General features: G+C 52.0%; 15 protein-coding genes. 7 read left to right on the top strand and 8 right to left on the bottom strand.

Annotated elements, in window-relative coordinates:
- Nucleotides 1-28: 28 nt before the first annotated feature.
- From ABD028_RS01970 to ABD028_RS01985, 4 genes are read right to left on the bottom strand one after another with little or no spacing between them, the layout of a single operon-like run.
- Nucleotides 29-904 (bottom strand): hydroxypyruvate isomerase family protein, encoded by an 876-nt coding sequence (locus tag ABD028_RS01970; protein WP_343841102.1) that lies wholly within the window; start codon nt 902-904, stop codon nt 29-31.
- Nucleotides 897-2,114, bottom strand: coding sequence for a nucleoside permease (locus ABD028_RS01975; RefSeq protein WP_343841249.1), 1,218 nt, complete (start codon nt 2,112-2,114; stop codon nt 897-899). Before ABD028_RS01975 ends, ABD028_RS01970 begins: the two co-directional genes overlap by 8 nt.
- A 15-nt stretch (nt 2,115-2,129) precedes the next feature.
- Nucleotides 2,130-3,182, bottom strand: a complete 1,053-nt coding sequence (locus tag ABD028_RS01980) for a sugar phosphate isomerase/epimerase family protein (RefSeq protein ID WP_343841105.1) — start codon at nt 3,180-3,182, stop codon at nt 2,130-2,132.
- Between the two features lie 2 nt (nt 3,183-3,184).
- Entirely contained in the window at nt 3,185-4,351 is a 1,167-nt protein-coding gene (locus ABD028_RS01985) for a Gfo/Idh/MocA family protein (RefSeq protein WP_343841107.1), read from the bottom strand.
- A 223-nt stretch (nt 4,352-4,574) separates the two neighbouring features.
- Between ABD028_RS01985 and ABD028_RS01990 the strand changes: the two genes are divergently transcribed.
- Entirely contained in the window at nt 4,575-5,279 is a 705-nt protein-coding gene (locus ABD028_RS01990) for a helix-turn-helix domain-containing protein (protein WP_343841109.1), read from the top strand.
- A 9-nt stretch (nt 5,280-5,288) separates the two neighbouring features.
- Here the strand turns inward: ABD028_RS01990 and ABD028_RS01995 are convergent, their stop codons facing one another.
- Both ABD028_RS01995 and ABD028_RS02000 read right to left on the bottom strand, forming a co-directional pair.
- Entirely contained in the window at nt 5,289-5,780 is a 492-nt protein-coding gene (locus ABD028_RS01995) for a GNAT family N-acetyltransferase (RefSeq protein WP_343841111.1), read from the bottom strand.
- Between the two features lie 101 nt (nt 5,781-5,881).
- Nucleotides 5,882-8,257 carry a PKD domain-containing protein gene (locus tag ABD028_RS02000; RefSeq protein ID WP_343841113.1) on the bottom strand — a complete coding sequence of 792 codons (2,376 nt, stop codon included), beginning with the start codon at nt 8,255-8,257 and terminating at the stop codon, nt 5,882-5,884.
- A gap of 232 nt (nt 8,258-8,489) precedes the next feature.
- Here ABD028_RS02000 and ABD028_RS02005 point away from each other — a divergent pair, with 232 nt between their 5' ends.
- From ABD028_RS02005 to ABD028_RS02030, 6 genes are all read left to right on the top strand, one after another.
- The gene (locus ABD028_RS02005) at nt 8,490-9,116 is read left to right on the top strand and encodes a TetR/AcrR family transcriptional regulator (protein WP_343841115.1); all 627 of its coding nucleotides are present in this window, start codon (nt 8,490-8,492) and stop codon (nt 9,114-9,116) included.
- On the top strand, nt 9,113-10,048 hold the full coding sequence (locus ABD028_RS02010; RefSeq protein WP_343841118.1) for an HlyD family secretion protein: 936 nt from the start codon (nt 9,113-9,115) through the stop codon (nt 10,046-10,048). The genes ABD028_RS02005 and ABD028_RS02010 overlap by 4 nt, the downstream gene beginning before the upstream one ends.
- Nucleotides 10,045-10,974 carry an ABC transporter ATP-binding protein gene (locus tag ABD028_RS02015; protein ID WP_343841121.1) on the top strand — a complete coding sequence of 310 codons (930 nt, stop codon included), beginning with the start codon at nt 10,045-10,047 and terminating at the stop codon, nt 10,972-10,974. The genes ABD028_RS02010 and ABD028_RS02015 overlap by 4 nt, the downstream gene beginning before the upstream one ends.
- Nucleotides 10,974-12,110: an ABC transporter permease gene (locus ABD028_RS02020; protein WP_216362600.1), complete on the top strand. Its 1,137-nt coding sequence runs from the start codon at nt 10,974-10,976 to the stop codon at nt 12,108-12,110. The genes ABD028_RS02015 and ABD028_RS02020 overlap by 1 nt, the downstream gene beginning before the upstream one ends.
- A 22-nt stretch (nt 12,111-12,132) precedes the next feature.
- Nucleotides 12,133-12,960, top strand: a complete 828-nt coding sequence (locus ABD028_RS02025) for a helix-turn-helix domain-containing protein (protein WP_343841127.1) — start codon at nt 12,133-12,135, stop codon at nt 12,958-12,960.
- A 133-nt stretch (nt 12,961-13,093) separates the two neighbouring features.
- A complete protein-coding gene (locus ABD028_RS02030) occupies nt 13,094-13,534 on the top strand; it encodes a VOC family protein (protein ID WP_102798094.1) in 441 nt (146 codons plus the stop codon).
- 19 nt (nt 13,535-13,553) lie between these two features.
- On the opposite strand, the gene mutH is transcribed toward ABD028_RS02030, so the two are convergent.
- Both mutH and ABD028_RS02040 read right to left on the bottom strand, forming a co-directional pair.
- Entirely contained in the window at nt 13,554-14,234 is a 681-nt protein-coding gene (gene mutH / locus ABD028_RS02035) for a DNA mismatch repair endonuclease MutH (RefSeq protein WP_343841131.1), read from the bottom strand.
- Nucleotides 14,221-14,877, bottom strand: a complete 657-nt coding sequence (locus ABD028_RS02040) for a lysoplasmalogenase (protein ID WP_343841136.1) — start codon at nt 14,875-14,877, stop codon at nt 14,221-14,223. Before ABD028_RS02040 ends, mutH begins: the two co-directional genes overlap by 14 nt.
- Nucleotides 14,878-14,957 lie beyond the last annotated feature (80 nt).

The raw sequence follows: 14,957 nt of genomic DNA on the forward strand, positions 1-14,957 counted from the left end.
TCAAGTCCACCGGCTGTTGTTATCAATATTACTGGTCACAAATGTGCACAGCGTCGCGCAGTGAGGCGATCTTTCCTGCTTTGTCCGGTGGTGTGGGAATAAATTCCTGAGCCAGGTAACCGCTAAAGCCGGTGGCTTTAATGGCTCTGGCGATGGCGGCATAATTCAGTTCCTGGCTGTCGTCTATCTCATGGCGTCCTGGCACACCGGCCGTGTGGTAGTGGCCGAAATAGCCATGGTTATCCTGAATAGTACGAATAATGTCGCCTTCATTAATCTGCATATGGTAAATGTCATACAGCAGCTTAAAGTGTTCGCTGCCCAGCGCTTTGCATAACGCGATACCCCAGGCGGAGTTATCTGCCATATAGTCGGGGTGATCCACCTTGCTGTTAAACAGTTCCATCTGCAAAACCACGCCGCGTTTCTCGGCGTGCGGCAAAACCTGCTGCAGGCCAGTGACAGCATTAGCCAGACCCACCTGTGGGCTGATTCCGCGCTTATTGCCGCTAAAGCAAATCAAATTTCTGTAGCCTGCATCGGCGACCAAATCGATATGCCGCAGATAACGGGCAATCAATTGCGGATGAAATGCGGTGTCGCACCAGCCATCCGTCAAATTCAGCTCGGCACCATTACACATGGATGCGTCTACCCCATACTTTTTCAGGACCGGCCAATCCTCTGGCCCGACCAAATCAATGGCGGCAAAGCCCAGGGATTTGACTACCTGACAAAGTTCTTCAAGGGACAAATCAGCATAGGTCCAGCGGCTTACCGAGTGGCGTATATGGCCCTTCAAGCCCTTCTGAGCTGGACCTGAAGCCAGAGTCAGGGATGGGAGTGCACTAAGGCCCCCTGCCAGCGCCAGCCCTTTAAACAGTTGCCGGCGCGTGCTATTCATGGCTTTCAATCCGTTCGTTTTTGAAGCTAAGCAGGAACAGCACAAAGATCACAGCGGCAAAACCGGCCGGATACAGCCAGATGTGTTGCCAGTCATGGCCACCGCCCTGGGCAAACAGGTCGGTAATCCGGCCCGCTACCCAAAAACCAACCAGCATACCCAGACCGTATGTGGCGAGGGTAATCAGACCTTGTGCCGCACTTTTGCTTTGTTCGCTGGCCTTGGCATTGGTGTATATCTGCCCGGAGACAAAAAAGAAGTCATAACAAATGCCGTGTAGGGCGATGCCCAGCAGCAACATCACCACCGCACCATCAGCATCACCAAAGGCAAACAGTACATAGCGCAGGGCCCAGGCACCCATACCGACCAGTAAGGTGAGCTTGATACCAAAACGTTGCAGAAACACCGGCAGGGCCAGCATAAACAGGACTTCAGATACCTGTCCCAGGGTCATTTTACCCGTGGCGTTTTCCACGCCGATTTCGGTCAGAAAGGGATTGGCATTCTGGTAGTAGAATGCCAGGGGGATGCAGATCAGAATGGAAGACACAAAAAACAGCAGGAAATTGCGATCTCTCAGCATGGCCAGGGCGTCCAGCCCCAGCATTTGCCCCAGGCTGGTCTGTCCGTTATTGGCTTTGGGCGGTGTGGCCGGCAGGCTGAAACTGAACAGGCCCAGCAGCAATGATGCCGCCGCGCAGAGCAAGAAGGTATTTTTCAGCATGCCCTGGGCAATGGCGTCTTTGGCATCCCAGGAGAACACATAGCTGATCACCAGACCGGCGACAATCCAGCCGATGGTGCCCCAAACCCGAATTTTGCCAAATTCCCTGGCCGGCTCCTGCATCTGGCCAAATGACACCGAGTTAACCAGCGCCAGGGTGGGCATATAAGCGAGCATATAGGCCAGCACATAGGGGTAAAAGGCGTCAAAGCTGTCGGCGCTATACAGGCAGTACATCAACACCGCCCCCAGTAAATGCAAGATGCCAAGAATACGTTCGGCATTAAAGTAGCGGTCGGCAATCAAACCAATCACAAAAGGCGCGATAATGGCCCCCCACGATTGGGTAGAGAAGGCCATCCCAATCTGATTACCACTGGCCCCCAGATTATTGCCTAGAAATGTACCAAGAGTGACAAACCAGCCGCCCCAGATAAAAAACTGCAGAAACATCATCAGGCAGAGTTGAACGCGAATTCCCATGCTCATGGCTATCTCCTATAAACCCAGGATCTTGCGGTTAAGTGCTTCGTCGGCGCCGCTGGCAGCAAAGTCGTCAAAGGCTTTATCTGTAGTGCGGATAATATGCTGGCGGATAAAATCTGCGCCTTCGCGGGCGCCATCCTCTGGGTGCTTAATACAGCATTCCCATTCCAGTACCGCCCAGCCCTGATAGCCATATTGGGTCAGCTTGCTGAAGATACCGCCAAAATCGATTTGCCCGTCACCCAGCGAACGGAAACGGCCCGGCCTTTCCAGCCAGGACTGGTACCCGCCGTAGACGCCGCTACGACCATTGGCAATAAATTCCGCGTCCTTGACATGGAAGGCCTTAATGCGTTCATGGTAAATATCGATAAAGGCAAGATAATCCAGGTGTTGTAAGACAAAATGGCTGGGATCGTAAAGGATGTTTGCGGCCGGATGCTGACCTGTCGCGTCTAAAAAGCGCTCAAAGGTGACCCCGTCGTGCAGGTCTTCACCCGGGTGCAGTTCATAGCAAATATCCACTCCCAGTTCGGCGAATTTATCCAGAACCGGCAACCAGCGTTTGGCCAGTTCGGCAAAGCCTTGTTCTACCAGTCCGGCTGGACGCTGTGGCCAGGGATAGTGGGTATGCCATAGTAAGCTGCCAGAGAAGCTGGCATGGGTAGTGAGTTGCATTTTGGCGCTGGCCTCGGCAGCGGCCAGCAACTGCTGGTTGGCCCATTGACATCTGGCCTGCGGATTACCGCGCAATGACGCTGGTGCAAAGCCGTCAAACATTTGGTCGTAAGCAGGATGTACCGCCAGCAATTGGCCCTGCAGATGGGTGGATAACTCCGTGATAGCCAGGCCATGGCTGGCCGCTACTCCCAGCACTTCATCACAGTAATCCTGACTGCTAGCGGCTTGTTCCAGGTTAAACAGGCGCTGATCCCAGGTGGGCAGTTGTATGCCCTGATAGCCCAGACTGGCAGCCCAGCGACAGATGCTGTCAAAATTATTGAATGGGGCGTCGTCACCGGCAAATTGGGCAAGAAAGATAGCCGGACCTTTGATGGTATTCATGTTCAGGCTCCCTGGTCTGACGTTTGAGAAAAATCGGCCAGCTTATGCCATTTCTGTTCGGATGCGCTGGCGGCCACCACGGTTTCAATAAAGGCCATACCACGCAGGGCTGAATCAATGCCGGGCAGTAAGGATGCTGGTTGCAGCTGATTTGGCTGAAAATCCATAACCTGGCTGGCAAACTGGCAATACAGGTTGGCAAAGGCTTCCAGATAGCCTTCGGGGTGACCCGGTGGAGTGCGGGTTATCCCCCCCAATGCGGTGGCTGTGGCAGTGGCGCTGCGCAAGGTTTCAAATGGCTTATCGGCATGCATCAGCTTAAGACTGTTGGGTGCCTGTTGTGACCAGTCCAAAGAGGCTTTCTCGCCGTAGACCCGGATACGCAGATTGTTTTCCTCGCCCACTGCAATCTGGCTGGCACTCAGCAGCCCGCGGGCGCCGCTGGCAAAACGCAGCATCACTACCCCGTCATCATCCAGTAAGCGCTCACCACTGGCATTAAGGTCGGCACTGAGCAAATCGATTTTGTCATCACAAATAAATTCCGCCAGATTGGCCGCATGCACGCCAATATCCGCCATACAGCAGCTCACTCCGGCCTGAGCCGGATCCAGACGCCAGGCAGCCTGTTTGCCTGCTTCCGCACTGGTGTCGGCCAGCCAGCCCTGGTGATATTCCACCACCACTTTACGCACTTTGCCCAGTTCACCTTGTTTTATCAGTTGCCGGGCGGCCACCACCATAGGGTAGCCGGTATAAGTATGGGTTAACGCATACAGGCAGCCACTTTGCTGCTGAATTACTGCCAGTTGCTCGGCTTCACGCAAATTCAGGGTGGCGGGTTTATCGCACAGCACATGAAAGCCGGCCTGCAGCGCCTGTCTGGCCACATCAAAATGCAAATGATTGGGGGTGACAATGCTGACAAACTCCATGCGTTGCCCGGCAGGCAAGCTTGCCTCAGCTTCGAACATAGCCTGGTAGCTGGGATAACAACGGCTTGCATCCAGATTAAGCTGTTGGCTCATCTGTGCGGACTTTTGCGCATCGCGGCTGAAGGCACCGCAAACCAGTTCAATACGCCCGTCCAAGTTGGCCGCCATGCGGTGCACCGCACCAATAAAGGCATCGGGGCCACCGCCCACCATACCCATCCTGACTTTTCTCATCTGTTATCCGCCTGGATCTTTGACTGTTAACAGGATGTTAGCGCTAGCTGCGGTGAGGTAAATAGAATAGAATCGGTTGGTTGTAGCATTAAATCGGCGCGCCCTTTATTTGTGCAAGCGCTTTCTTTCCTATTCTTGAATAAAAAATCTATTTCAATCATATTGTTATATTTATGTTGTGATTATGTCAGGATCTTTTTTACCCGCAATATCTGAACAGTTCATGCAATCTATGCCTTGTGCCCAGTGGCTGAAGATGTATGACTTGTTAACGGACGTGCTGGTATGGGTCAAGGACAGTGACAGTCGTATTCAATATGCCAACCAGGCGTTTCTTGAACACACCGGCTTAGGCAACCTGGAGCAGGCACTGGGAAAAACCGACTATGACTTTGCGCCCCGGCATATCGCCCGTCAGTTTCTGGCTGACGATCATAAGGTGCTGGGCGGGGAAGTGATTAACGACAGGCTGGAGATGAATGTACTGCGTTCCGGCGAGCTACATTGGTTTACCACCCATAAACGGCCTTTGTACGATCATCTGGGGCGGCGTATCGGCACCTGTGGGATCTCCCGTCATCTGCATAAAACCTCGATCATGCTGGGGCCACTGGCCAGTATAGAAAAACCGATGGAATTTATTCGGCGCAATTTCACGCTGCCGGTGCAGGTCAGTGAACTGGCGAATTTATGTCACTTGTCGGTCAGCGCGTTGGAGCGGCGTTTTCGCAAAGCGCTGGGTAAAACCCCAAAGCAACTGATTAATCAGCTACGTTTGGATCACGCCAGACGCTTACTGGTGGAAACCGACTTGCCGGTTTATTTGGTGGCGGAGCAAAGCGGTTTTAGTGATGCCAACTACTTCAGCCGCCAATTTTTAGCCGAGTTTGGTGAATCGCCCAGTTGTTTTCGTCAGGCATTTCGATAAGACGGGCCCTTAATCAGCACTAAGGGTTTTGATCATGGGGAGAGCTGTATCACCGTAAGACTGGCAAAGAGCGACATCGGCATGTCTGGTGAAACCTTGTTTAAGCCAGAATCCATCGGCATTTTGTACCGCCACCAGACTGATACTGGCAAAGCCCTTGGCTGTACTTCTTCTTTGTAAGGCGCTGAGCAGTCTGGCTGCCACACCTTGTCCATGGGCACTGGGGCATACCGCCAGGTCATGCAGATACAGGTTGTCTGAGGTGACCGCCTGAACGGGATGATGCAGCTTAGGCAATTGTTCCAGCGGCCAGGGGTGCGCCAGTACATAGCCAAGTACAGTATCCTGTGAATTCATTGCCACCAGACAAGTGTCCGGTGATGCCTGGCATTTACTTGCCAGTACAGCCTGCGATTCAGGAGCAACATCGTGATAGACCCGGTCCTGGATATCCAGGATCCCCGGCCAGTGGTCATGGCTTATTGGCTTGATATTAACCATCTAGTACTTCCTGACGGCAAATCGGCAGTTTACCCCGATAAGGCAATTTTGTGGTGAAATAAAAAAGCCCCGGTTAAACCGGGGCGTTATAAAAGCAGTGATTATTTATGACAAATACGCACAGTTTTTTGCAGACTCTGCCCTGGTTCCAGCACCGGAACATCAAAGCTTACTCCGCCTTCGGCTAACTCAATATTGATATCCTGAGATAGATTAAACTTCAACTTAGACGGTGCTGGCACGTTTCTTACTATGTGAGGAACGGCTTTACTGACAGAAACTGTACCATAGAAACGGAAGTCCAGTTGCTGCGGTTGTTCACCATCATTGACGATAAAAAGCGATGTGCCAGCCAATGGAAAGCCATCGCAAAATTCAGCGGTTATTGCTAAAGCCTGGGGTCTGGCCAGTCTGACTATGCCCAGATCCTGGCTATTCCCCTGTGGTTCGGGCAAATTCATAAAATTCAGCACATTGCCACCAAGCAATTGTGAAAACGTCAGTTTTAACGGCCAGCTTTCCTGTTCGGATTTCACCACTACCAAGTCAAATTGCCCTTGCTCATTAGCCCTTGCCTGATAGCCCTTTCTACCGCCAATGACGGTCAGCGGATAAATGGGGTTGCCCAAATAGTCCAGCGCTCTGCCGGAAAAATGGTACACATTCTGGCTGTCAACAACCTCAATGCGCACCGCTTCGATATCCTGATTGACACCGTCACTTACAGTGACCTGAAGATCATAGTGACCGACTTTTTCCGGGGTAAAGTTGAGCCTGGCAGAGCGCATGTCACCAAACTGGGACGTCTGCTCTGATGGGCCGCTGTTTAAGTGCCATTGATAGGTCAAGGGATCATTATCCTGATCCTGACTACCGCTGGCATCCAGGGTAATGCTATTGCCAAGGGTCATCAGTTTGCCGTTTTCCACATCAATCCGGGCTTGCGGAGCATGACCATTCTCTACTTTTACCCAGTGCATGGCATGATAACTGTCCTGGTGGCCATCTTTGACCAGCAGTTCAATCAGGTATTCCCCGGGGGTCTGGGTACTGAACTGACTTTTCACATTGCTGGCGTCGGTTAAGCTCGGTGTGGCGTCCTTAGGTGCTTTTTTCACGCTCCACTGGTAGCTTAATGTATCTGACTCGCTGTCAAATGAACCACTGGCATCCAGGGTTAAAGGCTGGCCAAGGTTTATGCGACTTTGGCCCTGAATACTGGCTAAAGGTGCATGATTAGCCTGCACCGGCATGGTAAAGAAAACTGGCGCTGAGGTCAGTTGTCCGTCAGACACCGTCAGTGACACCAGATAGTCACCTTCTGCATCAAAGTTAATCAGCGCTGTTTTGGTTTTGGCATTGGTCAGTGCAGCCTGGCTGGCATCGGGTTTTTGTAGCAAATGCCACTGATAGCTTAGGCTGTCATTATCCCGGTCTTTCCCTTCGCCGTGAAGGGTAATACCTGTACCGGGTCGGTACGGCTCAAACATATTCACCACATTGTTGATACTTGCCACAGGCCTGCGGTTTTGCTGGTCCTCAAGCACTTCCAGCGTGGTGGTGATGGTGTTTTGTTGCGTGCCGTTGTTTAACAGCAAGGCTATTTCATATTGGCCGGGTAGATCGGCAAAAAAGTTGGTCTCTAAGCTCGTTGGGGTTGATAACTCGACTTCGCTGCCTGCAGGAGCCTGCGACACAGACCACAGCACATCATTGTCTTCCTTGCTATATGCGGTCAGCCTGATACCTTTGTTTGGCCAGGTCTGGGTAAAGTCAGCATGAATGTCCGCCACAGGTTTAGCGCTATCGGGATTGTCTGCCCAGATTGCGTGCTGGGCGGTCAAAGTGCGTTTTGACGTGGTGGCGGTCAGTTGTAGTACATACTGTCCGGCACTATCCGGTATAAAGCGGGTTCTGATACCTTGTTGGTTACCCAACTGCACCTGACTGGCGGCGGGTTTATCCAGTATCTGCCAACTGAAGGTTGGCTGTTCCACCCCAATATCGTTAAATTGACTGAAGGCAGCATAAAGTGCCGTACTTTGTGCCACCACCGCAACATTATCCGCGCTTATATTTAGCATCGCCGGGGTAAGTTCCCCTGCTTGTAGCGTGACCTGGGTCTGGTGTGCATTGCCCTTACTGTCGGTCACCTTCAGGCTGATGTTGTAGGTACCAGGATGCATCGGCGTGAAACTAAGGGTCTGACCGGAAAGGTTGTCCAGCGTGACAGCGTTACCTTGCGGGTCGGTTACCTGCCATGCGAAGGTCAGATTGTCCTGCTCCGGATCGCTACTCTGCTGTGCCGATATAACGATGGTCTGGGCCACATCGATATGAGTTTGGTCCAAGGTGATTTTAGCGACAGGCGGTTTGTTCTGTGGTTGAGGCTGTGGGTCATCTGAGCCGGAACCACCGCCGCATCCAGTGAGTATTAAAGACAAGCTCAGGGCGGCAAGGCTAAGGGGGTATTTCATGCTACTTCCTTTTTGAGTCAGCGATTACATCTTGACGGTAAAAACCACCGACATTGCATTTCCCTTCCATTCGGGAGCCTGCACGCTAGGGAACCCCAGGGAAACAGTCAATGTTCAGATTGTAAAATCTTGTGAATGCAGCCTGCTGTTTCCTGATGAAAAATTGTCCTTGCCTGTTACTGGTTTGTTCTGCTTAAATAAATAACTGACCGGTCAGTTATTAAGGATGGGTATGCGACGCGCCAATACCGATGCCGCTAAAGATTTACGCCGTAGCCAGTTCTTAGAGGCGGGACTACAGGAATTTTTTGAACGGGGTTTCAGCTTTGCCAAGATGGAAAACATCGCCCGCAGTGCCGGGGTCTCTAAAGGCACGCTGTATCTGTATTTCGATTCCAAGGAAGAGTTGTTTATGGAGATTGTCTCCACCGTAGCCATTCCGCGGGTCGAAATGCTGGAAAGCATTATGCAGGAGGTTGGAGACTTTGAGCTGGCCCTGGACAGGCTGGTGAACGCGCTGCCATTGATGATCCGTGACTCCAAATTGCCGATGATTGCCAAGGTGCTGATTGGCGATGCCTTCGCTTTTCCGGAGGTGGTGCGCCGTTATCGTCAGGAGGTTATTGAACGGGCATTGGCGGCTTTGACCTTATTGGTACAGCGTGGTGTTGATGCCGGTAAATTAGAAGCTGACAACCCGCAAAATGTGGCCAGACTGATGATTGCACCGGTGATTTTCAGTGCGATCTGGACCGTAGTGTTTGAGCCGGCTGACAAACAAAAACTGGACCTGGGGTCTTTGTTTGCCACCCATAAAAGTATGCTGTTAAAGGCACTGAAAGTTAAGGAGGCAAGATGAACAGGACATTGTGTTTGTTAGTGCTGCTATTGGCCGGATGCAGCCAGTCGCCGGATTCAGGGCATTACACCGGGTATGTGGAAGTGCGGCAATTGTTGATATCTGCTCCGCAATCCGGTTGGTTAACTGAACAACCGGTACAAGAGGGCCGGCAGGTGCAACCTGGTCAGACGCTGTTTGCCCTGGAATCCGAGCGCGAGCAATTGGAAATTCAGCGTAGTCAGGATGCCCTGATGCAGAAACAGGCGCTTTTGCAGGATATGCAAAAAGGTGCCAGACAACAGGTGCTGGACCGGATCCGCGCGCAGCTTGCCGAAGCACAGGCCAGGCTTGAACTGGCTAACCTGGAAGTTACCCGGCAGAAACAAACCGCAGAGCAGCAGCTTAGTTCCCAGGCCAGTCTGGATCAGGCCATTGCTAATCAAAAAGTCGCGTCTGCTCAGCTAAAACAGCTTGAAGAACAGCTGGCCGAAGCTGGACTTGCGGCCAGACCGGATGCATTGGATGCGGCTCGGGCAGATGCACAGGCAGCCGCTCAGGCCGAGGCTATCAGCCGCTGGAATCTGCAACAACGTAAGGTGCTGGCAGGGCAAAGTGGCTGGGTGGATGAGGTATTTTATCGCCCGGGTGAATTTGTTAATGCCGGTGTTCCGGTGTTGTCGTTACGATTGGCAAATCAATCTAAGGTGCGTTTTTATGTGCCGGTGGCGGTCCTAAGCCAGTTGGCGTTGGGGCAATCCATCCAGGTTGGCATAGACGGGCAATCGCAGGATTTAAAAGCCACAGTCAGTTTTTTGGCCAAACAGGCTGAGTTTACCCCGCCGGTGCTTTACGGCAAAGACAGTCGCGACAAGCTGATGTTCCTGGTGGAAGCCGACTTGCCTGCGGATACCAGTATTCCGGCAGGTTTGCCCGTGGATGTGACGCTATGAACGAACTGGCCATTGATGTCAGCGGTCTGGTTAAACGTTTTAATAACAAGGCCGTGGTGCGCGGTGTGGACTTGCAAATGCCAAGGGGGCAGGTATGGGGCTTCCTTGGCCCCAACGGCTCGGGAAAAACCACCACTATCCGCATGATCTGCGGCCTGCTTGAACCCTCAGCAGGCGAGGGCCGTTGTCTGGGCTTTGATATTCGCCGTCAGGCAAGGCAAATCAAAGACGCCACCGGCTATATGACCCAGAAGTTTTCCTTCTGGGAAGATCTGACCATTCGTGAAAATCTGGAGTTCGTAGCGCGCTTATACAATTTATCCGGGCGTAAGAAGTTGGTGGATACCACCCTGGACAAACTCGGCCTGACCGAACGGCAAGGGCAATTGAGCGGTGCATTGTCCGGTGGCTGGAAACAACGCCTGGCTCTGGCGGCTGTGACCATGCACAAGCCCGATTTGCTGTTACTGGACGAACCTACTGCTGGGGTAGACCCCCAAGCCCGGCGGGATTTCTGGGATGAAATCCACCAGTTGTCCAATCAGGGCATGACGGTGCTGGTTTCTACCCACTATATGGATGAAGCCGAGCGTTGTGACCAGATAGTCTATCTGGCCCATGGCAATATTCTGACCCAGGGAAAGGTCGATGACGTGATTGAAAAAGCCGGACTGATTACCTTTCAGGGCAAGGGCCATAACGTACGGTTACTGGCTGAGCAGCTGAAAGGGGTCAGTGGTGTGGAGCATGTGGCGTTTTTTGGGGCGGCATTGCATGTCAGCGGTCGCGATCGTGTCAGTCTTGAAAAGGCTATAGCGGCTTGCGCCAATGATGATGTGAACTGGCAGGAGATTCAGGCCAGTCTGGAAGACACCTTTATTTCACTGATGCAGGATGCCGGTAAAGACACCAGGGAGCATGGCTGATGAAACTATTTGCCAGTTTAGGACGGGTTTACGCCATTATGGCCAAAGAGCTGGTACAGATGCGCCGGGATCGGATGACGTTCGCCATGATGTTGGCGTTACCTATTATCCAGTTAATCCTGTTTGGCTTTGCCATCAATACGGATCCTAAATCGTTACCGACCGCCGTTTATGCCGAAGACAACTCACCGGTGGTGCGCCGGATACTCAGTGCGTTTGAACAATCGGGTTACTATCAGTTGCTGCGCCGTGCCGACAGCCCACAGCAAGGTAGCGATTGGCTGGCAAAAGGGGAGGTTTCTTTTGTTATCCATATCCCTGAAGGTTTTACCCGCCGCCTGATACGGGGTGAACATCCGCAACTATTGGTTGAAGCCGATGCTTCTGATCCCGCCGCAGCATCAAACGCCATCAGTCAGGCCAGGGAAATTGTCAATCAGGCCCTTGGCACAGAGCTAAAAGGGCCACTGCAATACCTGCGCAGCCCACCACCACAAGTAGATGTGGTGGTACACAAGCGTTACAACCCTGAAGGCATCACCCAATACAATATTGTGCCGGGACTGCTTGGCGTTATTTTAACCATGACCTGTGTGATGATCACTTCTATGGCCATGACCCGGGAAAGTGAACGAGGCAATCTGGAAAATCTGCTGGCGATGCCCACCCGCCCCCATGAAATGATGCTGGGTAAAATTTGCCCTTATATTCTGGTCGGCCTGGTGCAAACCCTGGTGATCCTCTCGGCGGCCAAATATCTGTTTGATGTGCCGTTTTTCGGCAGTTTAGGGCTGTTGTTGGCCGGAGTGATGGTATTTATTTTTGCCAATTTATGCCTGGGCTTTACCTTTTCCACCGTAGCACGCAGTCAGATGCAGGCCATGCAGATGACATTTTTCTTCTTTTTACCTTCCATCTTGTTGTCTGGTTTTATGTTTCCGTTTCGCGGTATGCCTGTGTGGGCGCAAAGTATTGGCGAAGTGCTGCCCCTGACGCACTTTTTGCGTATGGTGCGTGGCGTGATGCTAAAAGGTAATGGCATGCCCGAATTGCAGCAGGAGTTTCTGGCCCTCACCCTTTTTATCCTGGTGGTAGGCACTGTGGCCATTTTGCGTTACCGTCGTACGCTGGACTAATCCTTTATCATCAGGAATCCAGATGACGATTCGACGAGCTCCTGCGACGCCACTTATTGGTGTCGTACAGGAGTTTTGGGCTACAGATGAGGTAGATTCTAGATCCGCGGATTTGAGTCGCTGTGAATTTATGCTACCCAGCGGCAAGATGAATCTGGTGTTTCGTCTGAGCAACAACCCATTATGGCTATATGAACCTGGTCGTCCGGAAAGTGTCACACGCTTTAACCAGGCTATGCTGGGTGGGGTGCGAAGCCGTTATTACATTCGCCAGTTTTGCAACCCATCCAGTGCCGTTGGTGCGGTATTGCGGCCGGGTGCTGCCGCTATGTTCAGGGTGTCTGCCGATGAACTGGCTCATCGTCATACTCCTCTGGTTGATCTATTGGGAGAGCTTGCAAACAGGCTGTACGAACAATTGAGTGCAGCGCAATGCCTGCATCAGCGGATTAATTTGTTAGAAGCTGCATTGTTGGCTCGCGTATCCTATATAAAAGCACCTACGGCGGTTGATAATGCTATGACGTCGTTTCAGGACTTGCCTAATGTTGGTGCAATGGTGCAACGCAGTGGATTAAGTCATCGGCACTTTATCGCTCGTTTTCGCCAGTCGGTCGGGTTGTCACCTAAACGTTATCTGCAAATACTCAGGTTTCAAAAAGCGTTGCAAATGCTGCGTAGTCCAAATGCTCCATCGCTGGCGCATTTGGCGATGGAAATGGGCTACAGTGATCAGTCTCATTTTAACCGCGACTTTCTCTGTTTTGCCGGGGTAACACCACTGACCTACCAGCGTAACCCGCCGTCAGAAGCCAATCATTTACCCGCGAAGATGCCGTTCAGAAAATAGAATTAAGGATTAGAGATGAGAGGCCTATGTTATTTTTACTCTGACATTGGAGGTCAAATTTTTTCAATACCAACGTGCATCCATCTGCCAATCTGTATAGACCGTCTACTTAAAAACAATCGGGAGTCTGTTTATGAAGATCCATGAAGTGTTTGCTTACTTATGTGTTTCAGACGCCGCCGCTGCCATTGCCTTCTATCAGGACGCTTTTGCTGTAAAAGAAAAGTTTCGTCTGACCGAGCCCGGCGGGCGTATTGGTCATGCAGAACTGGATTTTGGCGGGATGACCATTATGCTCAGTGATGAATTTCCTGAATGTGAGCTGCGGTCAGCATCCTCGTTGGGGGCGACCCCGGTAAGTATTCATCTGCACGTCGACAATGCCGATGAAATGATTGCCAGGGCTTTAGACGCTGGTGCGACGCTTGAACGGGAAGCCAGGGATGAATTCTATGGTGAACGGTCTGGCGTAGTGCGCGACCCTTTTGGCCATCGTTGGTTGATTGGCCATGCTATTGAAGAGGTGGCCCCAGAGGAAATGCAGCGCAGATACAATGCGCTTTTGGCAGGCTGAAAGTCTGCCATATATCTCGTCAGATATCGGCAAAAGCCTGCTGTAACAGCGCTTGGGTAAAATGTTTCTTTAGATAGAAGCCGCGGGGACGGGTCTGTATCCAACCCCCGTCTTTACCTACTGCCTGGGTCAATGCGCTGCCATCCGCTGCTTTGGGGCGAAGTTGCATAACTTCGCCATGGCGGGCGGTAATGCATTCCACCTGACCCAGCGCGATCATTTCCATGATTTCTTCCCAATCCTGGCGTAGCGCCTGTTCTTGTTGTTTGTCTGGTCGCCATAAGAAGGCATTGGCGACGCGGCGCTGTGCTGGTGGAATGTCGCGGCTGGCTTCAATAGGCACCCAGCATACGCAGGACAACTTATTTTTGACGTTGGACTGCTCCCAGCTTAATCCAGCAATGCCGGTAAGGGGCGCATAGCACACATATGTGGTTTCCAATGGCTTGCCTGAGCTGTCAATGGGCAACGTTTTTAGCTCCACACCAAGTTCAGGGAAATCCTGCTCTGGCTTCGAGCCGGCCTGCGCCCCGAGCCAGGTTTCCAGCAACTGGCCGCTCCAGCCTTTGTGTCTGCGCAAATCGGCCGGGGTGTGCAAACCGGCCATATCGGCTAGCTCCCCGAGGCTGTATCCCGCTAGTATGCGGGCCCGTTCAAGCAGTTCTTCTACACTGTGCGGAGCATGACTAGCGGGGTGCATGGCGTCCTTCATCGGCCATCGGCGCAATCTTCAATGCGCCATTCACCAGGCACAGCTGCGCAAGGTAATAGGTTAGCATGACGGCATAGGCTGAAAATGGGAAAGGTTGAATAAACAGGTTCCAGGCCAATAGCGCGTCTGACACCAAAAAGCTGGCAGCACCAAATAGTAACCAGTGTCCAGAACGGTTAGCCAGGACCGCCATGGTCGCCATACTGCAGATTACCAGCATATAGGCCAGAACAGGCAACCGCATCGCGTCCAATTTTGGTAGCAATTGCCACAGCATCAGTACTGCAAACAACAATACGGCCAGCAGTGGCCACAGCTTCCAGGGCTGCCAATGACGAAAACGCCAGAAGTTAGTGGCATAGGTTAACTGCGCCAGCAGAAAAGCACCTAATCCCAGTTCGAAGCTATGTTTAATGGGGAGGGCCAGAAAAATATCGCCGGTGGCAGAAAAAGCCAGGGCAAGCAAAAGCAGGTATTTATTGCTGGTGGCATTTCTCAGTACCAGCAGCATTAGCCACAGTATGGGCAGAGCCTTGAACAGGAAATCCATAGGGTAAGGGCGATAAGCCAGGCTGAACAAATAGAACAGGCTGCTACCGGCAAATATCAGATTCCAATGTGTACTTCTCATCCCGGGTTCCACTGCTGGTTAAAGGTATTTTGCTCCTGGCTTTGTCGCCTATTGTAATTAATCTTTCTGGGAGCTTTGAA

This window comes from Bowmanella denitrificans, assembly GCF_039522935.1.
GTDB lineage: Bacteria > Pseudomonadota > Gammaproteobacteria > Enterobacterales > Alteromonadaceae > Bowmanella > Bowmanella denitrificans.